Origin of the sequence: Streptomyces roseifaciens, assembly GCF_001445655.1 — a bacterium.
GTDB lineage: Bacteria > Actinomycetota > Actinomycetes > Streptomycetales > Streptomycetaceae > Streptomyces > Streptomyces aureoversilis.
The window spans coordinates 667,073-681,222 of record NZ_LNBE01000004.1 but is presented as its reverse complement, the minus strand read 5'-3'; the positions used below and the strand labels follow the sequence as shown (position 1 = coordinate 681,222).

At 73.3% G+C, this 14,150-nt stretch carries 11 protein-coding genes; 7 read left to right on the top strand and 4 right to left on the bottom strand.

From position 1 onward, the window contains the following. The first annotated feature begins 94 nt into the window (after window positions 1-94). The 4 genes from AS857_RS20200 to AS857_RS20185 all read left to right on the top strand — a co-directional run bounded on the left by AS857_RS20200 (window position 95) and on the right by AS857_RS20185 (window position 4,272). Window positions 95-820: a DUF4232 domain-containing protein gene (locus AS857_RS20200; protein WP_058044696.1), complete on the top strand. Its 726-nt coding sequence runs from the start codon at window positions 95-97 to the stop codon at window positions 818-820. Window positions 821-1,142: 322 nt separating this feature from the next. Further along, complete coding sequence (locus AS857_RS20195; RefSeq protein WP_079110521.1) at window positions 1,143-2,156, top strand: ATP-binding cassette domain-containing protein; 1,014 nt, start codon at window positions 1,143-1,145, stop codon at window positions 2,154-2,156. Continuing rightward, window positions 2,153-2,944: an ABC transporter permease gene (locus AS857_RS20190; protein ID WP_058044695.1), complete on the top strand. Its 792-nt coding sequence runs from the start codon at window positions 2,153-2,155 to the stop codon at window positions 2,942-2,944. Before AS857_RS20195 ends, AS857_RS20190 begins: the two co-directional genes overlap by 4 nt. Before the next feature lie 107 nt (window positions 2,945-3,051). Next, window positions 3,052-4,272, top strand: coding sequence for a cytochrome P450 (locus AS857_RS20185; RefSeq protein ID WP_058044694.1), 1,221 nt, complete (start codon window positions 3,052-3,054; stop codon window positions 4,270-4,272). Window positions 4,273-4,365: 93 nt separating this feature from the next. Here the strand turns inward: AS857_RS20185 and AS857_RS20180 are convergent, their stop codons facing one another. Then, entirely contained in the window at window positions 4,366-5,169 is an 804-nt protein-coding gene (locus AS857_RS20180) for a site-2 protease family protein (protein ID WP_058046930.1), read from the bottom strand. A 138-nt stretch (window positions 5,170-5,307) separates the two neighbouring features. On the opposite strand from AS857_RS20180, the gene AS857_RS20175 reads away from it, so the two are divergent. Next, entirely contained in the window at window positions 5,308-8,772 is a 3,465-nt protein-coding gene (locus tag AS857_RS20175; protein ID WP_058044693.1) for an AfsR/SARP family transcriptional regulator, read from the top strand. Between the two features lie 18 nt (window positions 8,773-8,790). Here the strand turns inward: AS857_RS20175 and AS857_RS20170 are convergent, their stop codons facing one another. The 3 genes from AS857_RS20170 to panB all read right to left on the bottom strand — a co-directional run bounded on the left by AS857_RS20170 (window position 8,791) and on the right by panB (window position 11,604). Then, window positions 8,791-9,615 (bottom strand): ABC transporter permease, encoded by an 825-nt coding sequence (locus AS857_RS20170; RefSeq protein WP_058044692.1) that lies wholly within the window; start codon window positions 9,613-9,615, stop codon window positions 8,791-8,793. Next, window positions 9,612-10,646, bottom strand: a complete 1,035-nt coding sequence (locus AS857_RS20165) for an ATP-binding cassette domain-containing protein (RefSeq protein WP_058044691.1) — start codon at window positions 10,644-10,646, stop codon at window positions 9,612-9,614. Before AS857_RS20165 ends, AS857_RS20170 begins: the two co-directional genes overlap by 4 nt. A gap of 85 nt (window positions 10,647-10,731) precedes the next feature. After that, window positions 10,732-11,604, bottom strand: a complete 873-nt coding sequence (panB, locus tag AS857_RS20160; protein ID WP_058044690.1) for a 3-methyl-2-oxobutanoate hydroxymethyltransferase — start codon at window positions 11,602-11,604, stop codon at window positions 10,732-10,734. Window positions 11,605-11,786: 182 nt separating this feature from the next. Between panB and AS857_RS20155 the strand changes: the two genes are divergently transcribed. Further along, the gene (locus tag AS857_RS20155; protein ID WP_058044689.1) at window positions 11,787-13,418 is read left to right on the top strand and encodes an MFS transporter; all 1,632 of its coding nucleotides are present in this window, start codon (window positions 11,787-11,789) and stop codon (window positions 13,416-13,418) included. Beyond that, window positions 13,415-14,023 carry a TetR/AcrR family transcriptional regulator gene (locus tag AS857_RS20150; protein ID WP_058044688.1) on the top strand — a complete coding sequence of 203 codons (609 nt, stop codon included), beginning with the start codon at window positions 13,415-13,417 and terminating at the stop codon, window positions 14,021-14,023. Before AS857_RS20155 ends, AS857_RS20150 begins: the two co-directional genes overlap by 4 nt. The last annotated feature ends 127 nt before the right edge of the window (window positions 14,024-14,150 follow it).

Below are 14,150 nucleotides of genomic sequence, written 5' to 3'. Positions count from 1 at the left end.
GGATACCGCACAAGCTTTCGCCATCCAAGCACGCCGCTCCCGCAATCCGGTCGAGCGGCACTCCGCTGCCTGCCCGCGAAGAAAGAGACCAGCCATGCGCGCCTCCGCCCGCCGAGCCCACCCCCGCCCCCGTCCGTTCGCCACCGCGGGCCTGGCGGCCGCCGCACTCGCCATGCTCTCGCTGGCGGCGTGCAGCGGAAGCGGGGAGGGCGAGGGCGTCCGCAAGGAGGGCGCCGCCTCCTCGCAGCCCGCCGAGACGGGCGCGACCGCCCTGCCCCCGGAGCCTTCGAGGTCCCCGCAGGCGGGGCAGGCCCCCCAGGGCAAGCCGGGCACGGACAAGGGCAGGTCGGCCGGCGCCACGCCGCACGGCGCGCAGCGGACCGGTGCGACGCACGACCCGTACGCCCCGGAGAACCGCGTGCCCTGCACCGCCGCCAACACCAAGGTCGTCGCCGCACCGCTCCCCCGCCCCCTCAACCACATGCTGCTCACCGTCACCAACACGGGCTCCAAGATGTGCGACTTGAAGGGGTACCCCGCCGTGAAGTTCGAGGGCGCCCAGTCCGTCCCGCCGGTCATGGAGAACACCAAGCCGCAGGCGGTCACTTCCCTGCCGCCGGGCGGGAAGGGCTACGCGGCCGTGATCCTCTCCGCGGGCGACGGCAGCGGCGGCGAGGGCCGTACGGCGAACAGCCTCGAGGTCGGCTTCGAGGGCGGCGGCAGGATGGCCAAGGCAGCCCTTCCGGCCGAGGGCGTGCACATCGACGACTCGCTGCGCGTCACGTACTGGGTGTCCACGGTCGAGGACGCGCTCTCCTGACCCCGCCCCCCGCACCACCCTCCGAGCCCCAGGCCTCCCAGGCCTGGGGCTCTTCCCGTTGACGCACCACCACCCGTGACGCCACCCCCCGAACCCCCTGTTGCGCCACCCCTCTTGCGAATGGCGCCACGACGGTGCCATGATGACGTCACGGCGCGACCCCGGCGGCTCCGGGGAGACCGTCGTGGTCCACGCCGGCACGGGCGTCGGCAACGTCCTGATCCCCCGCGCCTGATCCACCGCACCTCATCCATCCCGGCTGATCCACCGCGCCTGAATCACCCCTCCCGACCATCCGCGACGCGAGAGGCACCCCCGCGCCATGAACACCACGGAACCGATGCACCCGATGCCACCGGCGGAACCGGCGGTCTCCGCCGTCGGCCTGCGCAAGGCCTACGGCGACAAGAAGGTGCTCGACGGCATCGACCTGTGCATCCCCCAGGGCACCGTCTTCGCCCTCCTCGGGCCCAACGGCGCAGGCAAGACCACCACCGTGCAGATCCTCTCCACGCTGATCCCCGCCGACGCCGGCCGGGCGCGGCTCGCGGGGCACGACCTGGAGAGCGATCCGGACGGCGTGCGCGCGGCGATCGGCGTCACCGGCCAGTTCTCGGCCGTGGACAACCTGCTCACCGCCGAGGAGAACCTGATCCTCATGGCGGACCTGCACCACCTGAGCCGCCGCGAAGGCCACCGCCGCGCCGCCGGGCTGCTGCGCCGCTTCGACCTGGCCGAGGCGGCCCGGAAGCCGGCCGCCACGTTCTCCGGCGGCATGCGGCGCAAACTCGACCTCGCGATGACGCTGGTCGGCAATCCGCGCATCATCTTCCTCGACGAGCCGACCACCGGCCTGGACCCGCGCAGCCGGCGCACCATGTGGGAGATCATCCGCGGCCTGGTCGACGACGACGGCGTCACCGTCTTCCTGACCACCCAGTACCTGGAGGAGGCGGACCAGCTCGCCGACCGCATCGCCGTCCTGGACCACGGGGTGCTGGTCGCCGAGGGCACCGCGGACGAGCTGAAGCGGCGTGTCCCCGGCGGCCACGTCCGCCTGCGGTTCGCGAGCCCGCGCGACCTCCACTCCGCCGCCGGCCTCTTCGGCACCATCGCCAAGCACGACCCCGAGGCGCTCACCCTGGACGTTCCCGGCGACGGCACCATCCCCACCGTGCGCGCCGTCCTCGACGTCCTGGACGCCGCGTCGGTCCGGGCCGAGGGCCTCACGGTGCACACCCCCGACCTCGACGACGTCTTCCTCGCCCTCACCGGCCGCCCGAACCCGGAGCCGCTCCCGAGCCTGAGCCCGAGCCTGCAGGAGGCCGCCCGATGAGCACCATGTCCCACGCCGTCAGCGATGCGCGGACGATGCTGCGGCGCAACCTCAAGCACGCGCTGCGCTACCCGTCGATGACGATCTCGGTCGTCGTCATGCCCGTCATGATGCTGCTCCTCTTCAACTACGTCTTCGGCGGCGCCCTGGGCACCGGCATCGGCGGGGCGCCCAAGGGCGGCGTCGACTACATCGACTACGTCGCGCCCGGCATCATCCTGATGGCCGCGACCTCCGGGGCCGTGGCCACCGCGGTCAGCGTCTGCGTCGACATGACCGAGGGCATCGTCAACCGCTTCCGCACCATGGCGATCTCCCGCGCCTCGTTCCTGACCGGGCACGTCGTCGGCAGCGTCATCCAGACGATGGCGAGCATCACCGTCGTCGTCGGCGTCGCGCTGCTCATCGGGTTCCGGCCGGACGCCACGCCCGTCGAGTGGCTCGCGGCCGCCGGCCTCCTGACGCTGCTCACCCTGGCGTTCACCTGGCTGTCCGCCGCGATCGGCCTGGTGGCCAAGAACCCCGAGACCGCCAGCAACGTGCCCCTGCCGCTGACGTTCCTGCCCTTCCTCGGCAGCGCCGTCGTGCCGCCGGAGTCGATGCCGACCGGGCTGCGCTGGTTCGCCGAGTACCAGCCCTTCACCCCCGTCATCGAGACCCTGCGCGGGCTGCTGATGGGCACGGAGATCGGCAACAGCGGCATCGCCGCCCTCGCCTGGTGCCTGGGCCTGAGCCTGGCCGGCTACCTGTGGGCCCGGGCGGTCTTCCACCGCGGAACCCGGCGGTAGGCCCCCTTCCCACCACACGTCCACCTGTACGTCCACCCGCACGTCGCACGTCGCTCTGCACACCGCACACCGCACTTGCACTCTGACTCTGCAACCGGAGGACTTCCATGGAACGCGAACTGCCCGACGCCCAGCCCCTGGCAGCGCTGCCGACGACCCGCCCCGCGGGCTGCCCCTTCGACCCGCCCGCCGGACTGGCCGAGCTGCGCGAACAGCAGCCGCTGACGCGGATGCGCTACCCGGACGGCCACCTGGGCTGGCTCGCCACCGGCCACGCCACGATCCGCGCGATCCTGGCCGACTCGCGCTTCAGCTCGCGGTACGAGCTCATGCACTTCCCGTTCGAGTTGCCCGGCCTGCCCGAAGGCGGCATGCCCCCGGCGCCCATAGGGGACATGACGGGGCTGGACGCCCCCGAGCACACCCGCTACCGGCGGCTGCTCGCCGGCAAGTTCACCGTCCGCCGGATGCGGGCCCTCACCGAGCGCGTCGAGCAGATCACCGCCGAGCACCTGGACGCCATGGAGCGCCGGGGCTCCTCCGCCGACCTGATGGAGGCCTTCGCCCAGCCGATCCCCGCGCTGATGATCTGTGAGCTCCTCGGCGTGCCCTACGCCGACCGCGACGTCTTCCAGCGGCACACGCTGACGCTGACCGACATGCGCTCCTCCGAGGAGGAGATGTACGCAGCCATGAGCGGGATACAGGAGTACCTGCACACGCTGGTGCCGGCCAAGCGGGCCGAGCCCACCGACGACATCCTCAGCGATCTGACGACGAGCGACCTCACCGACGAGGAACTCGCCGGCCTCGGCAGCTTCCTGCTGGGCGCCGGCCTCGACACCACCGCCAACATGATCGCCCACGGGGCCTTCGCCCTCCTGCAGAACCCGGATCAGCTCGCCGCCCTGCGCGGCGACCCGGATCTCGCCGACCAGGCGGTCGAGGAGCTGATGCGCTACCTGACCATCGCCCACACCGGCATCAAGACGGCGCTGGAGGACGTGGAGCTGGACGGTCACCTGATCAAGGCCGGCGAGAGCGTCACCCTCTCCTTCCAGGCCGCCAACCGCGACCCGCTCCGGTTCCCCGGCCCCGACGCCCTCGACCTGCACCGCAAGGCCACCGGGCACCTGGGCTTCGGCCACGGCATCCACCAGTGCCTGGGGCAGCAGCTGGCCCGCGTCGAGATGCGGGTCGCCCTGCCGGCGCTCTTCGGCCGGTTCCCGGCGCTGCGCCTGGCAGTCCCGGCCGAGGAGGTGCCGCTGCGCACCCACTCGAACATCTACGGGGTGCACAGCCTCCCGGTCACCTGGGACGCGGCGTGAGCGCGGCGTGAGACCAGCCCCGGGCCCACACGGGGGGGCCTGGGGCTTTCGCGTGCCTCGGATCGATGGATCGACGCCCGTCGGACCGGCGGCTCAGAGGACGATGCCCGACAGCGGCGGGATGTCCGGCGTGCCCTGCCAGAAGCGGAACAGCTCCTGGCCCCAGTACGTGTCCCACGCCGTCACGTCGAGGAACCGCAGCACCGCGTCGATCATGTCGAAGAACGCGTGGTTGACCTCGGGGATCCACAGGAAGCCGAAGACGGCCAGTATCCCGAACGGCGCGAACGGCTCCACCTGGCGCCGCACCTTGTACGACAGCCACGGCTCGACCACTCCGTAGCCGTCCAGGCCCGGCACCGGCAGGAAGTTGAGGATCGCGGCGGTCACCTGGAGCTGCGCCATGAAGCCGAGCGCGTAGCGGAAGTGGTCCGGGACGCCGTCCATCGCGCCGAGCCAGAACGGGGCGGTGACCACCACGGCGAACGCGGCGTTCGCCAGCGGGCCCGCGGCCGAGATCATGCTGTGCTTCCAGCGGCCGCGGATGCGGTGCCGCTCGATGAAGACCGCGCCGCCGGGCAGGCCGATCCCGCCCATGATCACGAAGATGACGGGCAGGACGATGCTCAGCATCGCGTGCGTGTACTTCAGCGGGTCGAGCGTCAGATAGCCCTTGGCGCCCACCGTGAGGTCGCCGCCGTGCAGGGCGGTGCGCGCGTGCGCGTACTCGTGCAGGCACAGCGAGACGACCCAGCCGGAGACGACGAAGAGGAAGACGGCGAAGCCGGGGCTCGCCGAGAAGTCCGTCCACACCGCCCATATGGAGACGCCCATGATGGCGACGAGGGCGAGGAAGACGGGACTCACGCGCCGTTCGCCGCGGGTCGCTGTCGGCATGGCTTCTGCTCCTGTGAGGTGGGCGGCCCCGCCGGGCCGCCCGGGCGGGCGGCTGCGGCGGACGTACCGGGTGACGGTACTTCCTCCGCCCCTCCGGGCCGTAACCCGGCCGGTACGGGCCCGGGAGAGAATGGGGCCGTGCGTTACGGCATCCTCGGCACCACCCAGGTCCATTCCGGCGACGGCCGGCCCGCCGCCCTCGGCGGCGCCCGGCTGCGCGCCCTGCTCGCCGCGCTCGCCCTCCACCCGGGGCGCGTGCGCACCGCCGAGGCGCTGATCGACGAGGTCTGGGGCGACGAGCCGCCCGCCGACGCGGCGGGCGCCCTGCAGGCCCTCGTGGGCCGGCTCCGGCGGGCCGTCGGGCACGACGCCGTCGCCTCGGCGTCCGGCGGCTACCGGCTCTGCGCCGCGCCCGAGGACGTCGACCTGCACCGCTTCCTGCGGCTCGCGGAGGAAGGCGCGCGGGCCCTCGCCGACGGCGACCCCGCCAAGGCCGCGGACCTGCTCGGCACCGGCCTCGCCCTGTGGCGCGGGCCCGTCCTCGCCGACCTCCCGGGCCGGGCGGCCCTCGCCGTCCGCTACGAGGCGCGCCGCCTGGACGCCCGCCGCACGCAACTGGCCGCCGCGGTCGCCCTCGGCCGGGCGGAGCAGATCCTTCCGGAGCTCGCCGCGCTGTGCGAGGAGCATCCGCTGGACGAGCCCCTGCACACCGTGCGGCTGCGCGCCCTGCGGGCCGCGGGGCGCCCGGCGGAGGCGCTCGCCGCGTACGCGGACATCGCGAACGACCTCTCCACCCGCCTGGGCACGGACCCGGGCCCGGAACTCCGCGCCCTCCACGCAGAACTCCTGAACCCGGACCGGGGAGCGACGGACGGCGCGACCGCGGACGGCACGGCGCCGCCGCAGGGCCCGCCCCACGCGCCCGGGCCGGACGGCGTGCAGCGCCCCGGCGGCATCGGCACACGCGGCACCACGGCGCCGCACGACCGGCCGTACCCGCCCGGCAACCTCCGTGTCCGGCTCACCTCCTTCGTCGGGCGGGAGGACGACATCGCGGCCATCGGGGGCGATCTGCGCGCGCACCGGCTGGTGACGCTGCTCGGGCCCGGGGGCGCAGGGAAGACGCGGCTGTCACTGGAGGCCGCCGAGGCCGCTGCCGGGGACGGGGGCGGGTGGAGCGACGGCGTGTGGTTCGCCGAGCTCGCGCCCGTCGACGATCCGGCCACCGTGCCCGAGGCGGTGCTGACCGCGCTCGGCGGCCGCGAGACCGTGGTGCGGACGACCGCCGACGGGCTGCGGGCCGCCGGTGACGCCTCCGCGACGGACCCGCTGGCGCGCCTCGCCGAGCACTGCGCGCCGCGCCGCATGCTGCTCGTCCTCGACAACTGCGAGCACGTCGTCGACGCCGCGGCCCGCCTGGCCGAGACGCTCCTCGCCCACTGCCCGGGCGTCACCGTGCTCGCCACCAGCCGCGAGCCGCTGGGCGTGCCCGGCGAGGCGGTGCGGCCCGTGGAGCCGCTGCCCGACACGGTCGCCCTGCGGCTGCTCGCCGACCGCGGCGCCGCGGCCCGCCCGGGCTTCCGCATCGAGGACGACCCGGAGGCGTGTGCCGAGATCTGCCGCCGTCTGGACGGGCTGCCGCTGGCCATCGAGCTCGCCGCGGCCCGGCTGCGGCTGCTCGGCCCGCGCACCCTGGCCGACCGCCTGGACGACCGCTTCCGGCTGCTGACCTCCGGCAGCCGCACCGTCCTGCCGCGCCAGCAGACGCTGCGCGCCGTCGTCGACTGGTCGTGGGACCTGCTCGACGGGCCCGAGCGTGCCGTCCTGCGCCGCCTGTCGGTCTTCTCCGGCGGCTGCGACCTGGCGGCCGCCGAGGAGGTGTGTTCCGACGGTCAGGACCCGGGCACCGGCACTGGCGCCGGCACCCCGCCCGTACCCGGCGCCGTCGGGGCCCGTGACGTCGCCGCCCTCCTCGGCTCGCTCGTCGACAAGTCGCTGGTGGTCGCCGAGCCCTCGGCCGGCGGCGAGATGCGCTACCGGCTGCTGGAGACCGTCGGGGAGTACGCCGCCGAGCGGCTGGACGAGGCGGGCGAGCGGGCGGGCGCCGAGCGCCGCCACCTGCTGGCCTACCGCGAGCTGGCCCGCACCGCGGACCCGCTGCTGCGCGGCCCGGCCCAGGGCGTCTGGCTGGAGCGGCTGGAGCTGGAGCACGACAACCTGCGCACCGCCCTGCGGCGCGCCGTCGCGGCGCAGGACGAGCAGGAGGCGCTGTGCCTGGTGCTGTCCATGGGCTGGTTCTGGCAGCTCAGGGACCACCGCGCGGATGCCGCGCACTGGGCGGAGGTCGTGGGCGCGATGGGCCCCGATCCGTTCGCCGGGCCGGTCGCCCCGGTCGCGCCGCTGTACGTGACCTGCACCGAGCAGCCGCCCCCGATGCCGCCCGAGCTGCTGGCGGAGGCACGGCGCGGGGTGCATCTCACGCGGCTGGTCAGCATCACGGACATGGCCTTGATCCACTCGCCGGAGATGCAGCGCAGACTGCGCGGCATCTCCGCGGCCTACGCGGACGGGCAGCCGCAGACCTGCCGCGTGCCGGGCTTCATCGTCTTCTTCGCCTTCCTCATGACCGGCGAGTTCGAGGCGCTCTACAGGAGCTTGGACACGATCGTCGCGCGCTGCCGCGAGCTGGGTTACGAGTGGGAGCTCGGCCACGCGCTGCAGCTGCGCTCGAAGATATTCAACGACCAGCCCGGCGGGCTGGACCAGGCCACCGCGGACGCGGAGGAGAGCGTACGGATCTTCCGGCGGCTCGGGGACTCCTGGGGCGTGGCGGAGGGCCTGACGGGCCTGGGCGAGGTGCACGAGCGGCGCGGGCAGTTCGGCCTGGCGGCCGAGGACTACCGGGAGGCCGTCGAGCAGGTCCGGGAGCTCGGCTCGACCGGGCAGCTGCCGGCGCTGCGCGCCCGCCTCGCCGGGGCGCTGGTGGAGGCGGGGACGGTCGGCGACGACGAGGGCGAGCAGATGCTCCGCGACGCCATCGCGGAGGCGGAGCAGGGCAATACGGACGCCGCGATCTTCGGCAGGCTGCAGCTCGGCGTGCGGGTGGCCCGCGCCGGGCGGACGGCCGAGGCCCGGGAGATCTTCGAGGAGCTGGTGTCGGACTTCGGCATCCGCTCGGTGGTGATGTTCGAGAGCCTGATGTGCGGCCAGATGGCCTGGCTGGACACGCTGGAGGGCCGTCCGGCGGACGCCCTGCCGAGGCTGCGCAAGGCCCTGTCGATGGCCGGGGACCCGCTGTCGACGCTGGCGGTGCCGCAGCTGCCGATGACGCACCTGCTGTTCGCCGCCTTCGCCCACGCCGGGCTGGCCGGCGGGGAGCGCGCCGAGCCGTCCGCCCGCGAGGAGCACGCGCTGTGCGCGGCCCGGCTGATCGGCGCCGGTGACGGCCTGCGCCCGGCCGACTTCCCGGTGGCGTCGGTGGAGCGCGAGGTGCGCGAGCACACGGAGACCGAGGTGCGGAAGGTGCTCGGCGACGCCGCGTACGAGCGCGCGTGCGCCGAGGGCGGCGGCCTCACCCTGGAGGAGGCCACCGCCCTCGTATGACGCGGACACGGGACCGGCTCAGGTCTTCTTGCGGAACTTCGAGACGGCCAGCGGCGCGGTCACGACCGTGATGGCGACGGCCCAGGCCAGCGTCATCCACACCGAGTGGGCGACGGGCCCGCCGCGCATCAGGTGCCGCGCGGCGTCGGCGAGGTTGGACAGCGGGTTGTATTCGGTGAAGCCCTCCAGCCAGCCGGGCATCTTCGCGGTCGGCGCGAAGATCGAGCTGCCGAACTGCAGCGGCATCAGGACGAGCATCGCTATGCCCTGGACGGCCTGCGGGGTCTTCAGGGACAGGCCCAGCAGGATGAAGACCCACATCAGCGAGGCGCCGAACACCACGGACAGGGCCACCGCGGCCAGCAGGTGCAGCGGGGTCGTCGTGATGGACAGGCCGAGGGCGAAGCCCATGCCGAGCAGGATGGCGGTGGCGATGAGCATCCGGCCGATCTCGACCACGATCTTCGCGACGAGGACGGAGGACCGGGCTATCGGCATGGTGCGGAAGCGGTCCATCACCCCCTTCTTGAAGTCGTCGTTGACGCCGGTGCCGACGGCCATGGCGATGTTCATGCCCTGCATGGCCATCAGGCCGGGCACCAGGTAGTTGAGGTACTCCTGCTCGTGGCCCTTGCCGGCCATCGAGCCGCCGAAGACGTAGGTGAAGAGCAGGATGAAGATGATCGGCATGATCACGGCGTCGAACATCGACTCCGGGTCCGCCTTGATCTGCAGCATGTTGCGGCGCGCGAGGGCGCCGATGTGCCGCAGGTTGGCCCGCAGGCCGATGCGGCCCTCGTGGGCGGGCGCCGCCGCGGGCGCGCCGAGCGTAGCCGCGCTCATGCGGCGACCTCCTGGAGTGCGTCGGTGTCGGCGGCGTCCTGCTGCGGGACGGACGCCTTCTGGCCGGTGACGGCGAGGAAGACCTCGTCGAGGCTCGGCAGGTGGGTGGAGATACCGGAGATCGCGAAGCCGCGCGAGCCCAGCAGGGCGACGACGGCGGTGAGCTGCTCGTCGCTGATGATGGGGACGTTGACGACGCCCTCGGCCTCGTCGGCGGTGGCACCGGCGATCCCGTCGAGCTGGGCCTGGGCCAGCGCGCCGACCATGCGGGGCAGCTCGGCGCGGTCCGCCGGGCGGATCTGCAGGGTGCGCCCGCCGACCTTCGCCTTCAGCTCGTCCACCCGGCCGCCCGCGATGACCTGGCCGCGGTCGATGACGGTGAGCTCGTGGGCGAGCTGCTCGGCCTCCTCCATGTACTGCGTGGTGAGGAGGACGGTGGCGCCCTCGGAGACCATCCGCTGGACCTCCTCCCACACCTCGTTGCGGGTGCGGGGGTCGAGGCCGGTGGTGGGCTCGTCCAGATACAGCACGGCCGGTTGGCCGATCATGGAGGCGGCGAGGTCCAGCCGGCGGCGCATGCCGCCGGAGTACTGCCCGGCGGGGCGCTTGGCGGCCTCGGTGAGGGAGAAGCGCTCCAGCATCTCCTCGCCGCGGCGGCGGGCGTCCTTGCGGGAGAGGTCCAGCAGCCGGCCGATCATGTACAGGTTCTCGAAGCCGGACAGCTTCTCGTCCACCGAGGCGTACTGGCCGGTCAGGCCGATCACGCGGCGCAGCTGGCGGGGCTGGGCCACCACGTCGTACCCCGCGACGCGGGCGGTGCCCGCGTCCGGCCGGAGCAGCGTGGACAGGCAGCGCACGAGGGTGGTCTTGCCCGCGCCGTTGGGCCCGAGCACGCCGAGGACGGTGCCCTCGCGTACGTCGAGATCGACGCCGTTGAGCGCCTTGGTGTCCCCGAAGTGCTTGACGAGGCCGCGGACTTCGACGGCGTTCCCGCCGCTGCCCGCCCCTCGTGTGGTGTCGTTTCGCGTCATGCCCACCACAGTGCCAGCAGCCACTGACAACGCACCGACAGGTCACCGACAGGGGTTTGTCGGTGACCTGTCAGCGGGTAGCCGCCTAGTGGAAAGCGTGCTCCTCGGCCGGGTACGCACCGTCCACCACGTCCTCCGCGAAGGCGCGCGCCGCCCCGCCGAGAACCTCCCGCAGCTGCGCGTACTGCTTGACGAAGCGCGGCACGCGGCCGGACGTCATGCCGGCCATGTCCGTCCACACGAGCACCTGCGCGTCGCACTGCGAGCCCGCGCCGATGCCGACGGTCGGGATGTGCAGGGTGCGGGTGACCTCGGCGGCCAGCCCGGCCGGGACGAGCTCCAGGACGACGGAGAAGGCGCCCGCGTCCTGCACGGCCTTGGCGTCGCGCAGCAGCTGCTGCGCGGCCTCCTCGCCGCGGCCCTGCACGGGGTAGCCGCCGAAGGCGTTGACCGACTGGGGGGTGAGGCCGATGTGGGCCATCACCGGGATGCCGGCGTCGACCAGCAGCTTGATCGCCTCGGCGGACCGCTCGCCGCCCTCCAGCTTGACCGCGTTCGCGCCGGTCTCCTTGACGAGCCGCGTGGCGCTGCGCAGCGCCTGGACCGGGCCCTCCTGGTAGGAGCCGAAGGGCAGGTCGGCGACGATCAGGGCGCGCTTGGTGCCGCGGACGACGGCGGCGGAGAGGACGGCTATCTCGTCCATGGTGACGGGCACGGTGGACTCGTAGCCGAGGTGACAGTTGCCCATGGAGTCGCCGACGAGCAGGACGGGGATGCCGGCCTCGTCGAAGACGGAGGCGGTCATCGCGTCGTACGCGGTGAGCATGGGCCACTTCTCGCCGCGCACCTTGGCGGCGGCGATGTCGCGGACGGTGATGCGCCGGGATCCCTTGCCCCCGTACAGCGCCTTGGGGTCGCGGCTGCTGTCGGGGGTGTTCGAGGCATGCGTCGTCGTCATGGCGGTTGCTCCTGTGTTGATGTCGTCTCGAGGCGCCCTGACGGCGTCCCCGGATCACCTCCATGCTGACACGCGCGCTCCGGGCGGGGAAGGGACCCCCACGCACACCCGTTCGTCGGACCGGGGTAAAGGTTTTCCAATACGAGACGGGTTCGTATCGGAAAGGATCTAGGCTGGCGGGCATGACACCCGCTCCCTCCGGCGCCCCGGGCGCCGCGCCGCCCCGGAAGGTCCCGGAGGCGGTGCACCGCAGGCGCTGGGCGATCCTGGCCGTCCTGCTGTTCAGCCTGCTCATCGTCGTGCTGGACAACTCGATCCTGAACGTCGCGATGAAGACGATCGCCACCCCCGCGCCCATCGGCCTCGGCGCCACCCAGAGCCAGCTGGAGTGGGCCGTCAACTCCTACACCCTGGTCTTCGCCGGGATCCTGTTCACCGCCGGCCTGCTGGGCGACCGGCTCGGCCGCAAGAAGGTCCTGCTCGCGGGCATGGTCGTCTTCGGCGCCGGCTCCGTGCTCTCCGCCTTCTCCGGCTCGCCCACCGAGCTCATCGCCTTCCGCGCGCTCATGGGCTTCGGCGGCGCGTTCGTGATGCCCGCGACCCTCGCGATCATCATGAACGTCTTCGAGCGCGAGGAGCAGCCCAAGGCCATCGGCATCTGGGCGGGCGCCGTGGGCCTCGCCGTGGCCATAGGGCCGATCACCGGCGGCATCCTCCTGGAGCACTTCTGGTGGGGCTCGGTCTTCCTGGTCAACGTCCCCATCGTGATCACCGCCCTGATCGCGATGTCCGTGCTCGTCCCCGACTCCAGGGACCCGCGGCCGGGCCGCCTCGACCCGGTCGGCGCGGGGCTCTCGGTCGTGGGCCTGGTCCTGCTGGTCTACGGGATCATCAAGGGCGGCCAGCTGGCGGACTTCACCGACCCCGAGGTCTTCGGCACGGCCGGCTCCGGCCTGCTCGTCCTGGTCCTCTTCGTCCTGCACGAGCGGCGCTCGGACCACCCCTCGCTCGACGTGCGCTGGTTCCGCAACCCGGCCTTCGCCGCCGCCGTCTCCGCCATCGCGCTGGTCTTCTTCGCCCTGATGGGCGTCACGTTCATGACCGTCTTCTACACCCAGAGCGTGCGCGGCTTCACGCCGCTGCAGAGCGGGCTGCTGATGCTGCCGCTCGCGGCCGCCCACATGTTCTTCGCCGTGCGCGTGCGCCGCGTCGTGGAGAAGTTCGGCGTGCGCATCGTGTGCACCGGCGGCATGGTGATGGTCTCCGCGACGATGGCCGGTTTCCTGCTGCTGGACCAGGACACCCCGGTCTGGGTGCTGGAGGTGCTGCTGTTCTTCCAGGGCGCCTCGATGGCGCACATCATGCCGCCCGCCACCGTCTCGATCATGCAGTCGCTGCCGCGCGAGCGGGCCGGCTCGGGCTCCGCCGTGAACAACACCTTCCGGCAGGTCGGCGCCTCGCTGGGCATCGCCGTGCTCGGCTCCGTCCTGTCCACCACCTACCGCGACGGCATCTCCGGCCGGATCGCCGGCCTCCCCGGCCTGACGGACGAGGCGCGGCACGCGGCGGGAGAGTCCGTCGAGGCGACCTTGAACGTCGCCGCGACGCTCGGCCCGGAGGGCAGGGCGCTCATCGGCCCCGCGCACGCCGCCTTCGTCCACGCCATGCACGTCACGCTCATCGGCGCCAGCGCCACGGCCCTGGTCGGCGCGGCCGTCGTCGCCCTCTTCCTGCCCAAGCGCGGGGCCGTCCGCACGGCGCCCGGCGCCGCGCGCCCGGACGGCCAGAAGGAACAGGCGGGAGCAGGCGCATGACCCACCCCCAGGCGGCCCCGGCTCCCGAGCGCCGCGGCCGCCCCCGCAACGCCGCCCTCGACACGGCCGTCGTCGAGACCGTCCTGCGCCTGCTCGAAGAGGGCGTGACGCTCGGCGAGCTGTCGATGGAGCGCATCGCGCGCGAGGCCGGCGTCGGCAAGGCCACGGTCTACCGCCGCTGGCCCGGCAAGGAGGCGCTGATGCTCGACGTCATGCGCTCCCTGGAGCACGCCGCCCCCGAGCTCGCCGGGGAGTCCGTACGGGACGACCTGGTCACGCTGCTGGAGACGCTGCGCCGGCGCGGCCTGGCCAAGCGCTCCTCGGCCGTCCTGCGCACGGTCCTCGCCCAGATCAAGGCCCACCCCGGCCTCTGGCAGGAGTACCACGAGAAGGTCGTCACGGCCCGCCGCGAGGCGGTCCACGCCGTCCTGCGGCGCGGCATGGCCACCGGCGAGATCCGCTCCGACCTGGACGTCGAGCTGATGGGCGACCTCATCGTCAGCCCCATGCTGTCGCGGGCCATGTTCCACGAGCGGGCGGACCTGCCGGAGGACCTCCCCGGGAAGATCGTCGACGCGGTCCTGGAAGGCGTGCGCCCCCGCTGACGGCCGGGCTTGCCGCCGTACGGGACCCGGCAGCGGCCCGTACGACCCCGGACACCGGCGAATATGCCCGTTGTGTCACAGCACGCCCCTACGGGCCCCCGGCCCGGAACCCCGGTCCGCCGGGACG

Coding starts and splice junctions, on each gene's coding strand:
- AS857_RS20190 (WP_058044695.1), top strand. CDS start 2,153: ATGAGCACCATGTCCCACGCCGTCAGCGATGCGCGGACGATGCTGCGG.
- AS857_RS20155 (WP_058044689.1), top strand. CDS start 11,787: ATGACACCCGCTCCCTCCGGCGCCCCGGGCGCCGCGCCGCCCCGGAAG.
- AS857_RS20165 (WP_058044691.1), bottom strand. CDS start 10,646: ATGACGCGAAACGACACCACACGAGGGGCGGGCAGCGGCGGGAACGCC.
- panB (WP_058044690.1), bottom strand. CDS start 11,604: ATGACGACGACGCATGCCTCGAACACCCCCGACAGCAGCCGCGACCCC.
- AS857_RS20150 (WP_058044688.1), top strand. CDS start 13,415: ATGACCCACCCCCAGGCGGCCCCGGCTCCCGAGCGCCGCGGCCGCCCC.
- AS857_RS20200 (WP_058044696.1), top strand. CDS start 95: ATGCGCGCCTCCGCCCGCCGAGCCCACCCCCGCCCCCGTCCGTTCGCC.
- AS857_RS20180 (WP_058046930.1), bottom strand. CDS start 5,169: ATGCCGACAGCGACCCGCGGCGAACGGCGCGTGAGTCCCGTCTTCCTC.
- AS857_RS20185 (WP_058044694.1), top strand. CDS start 3,052: ATGGAACGCGAACTGCCCGACGCCCAGCCCCTGGCAGCGCTGCCGACG.
- AS857_RS20195 (WP_079110521.1), top strand. CDS start 1,143: ATGAACACCACGGAACCGATGCACCCGATGCCACCGGCGGAACCGGCG.
- AS857_RS20170 (WP_058044692.1), bottom strand. CDS start 9,615: ATGAGCGCGGCTACGCTCGGCGCGCCCGCGGCGGCGCCCGCCCACGAG.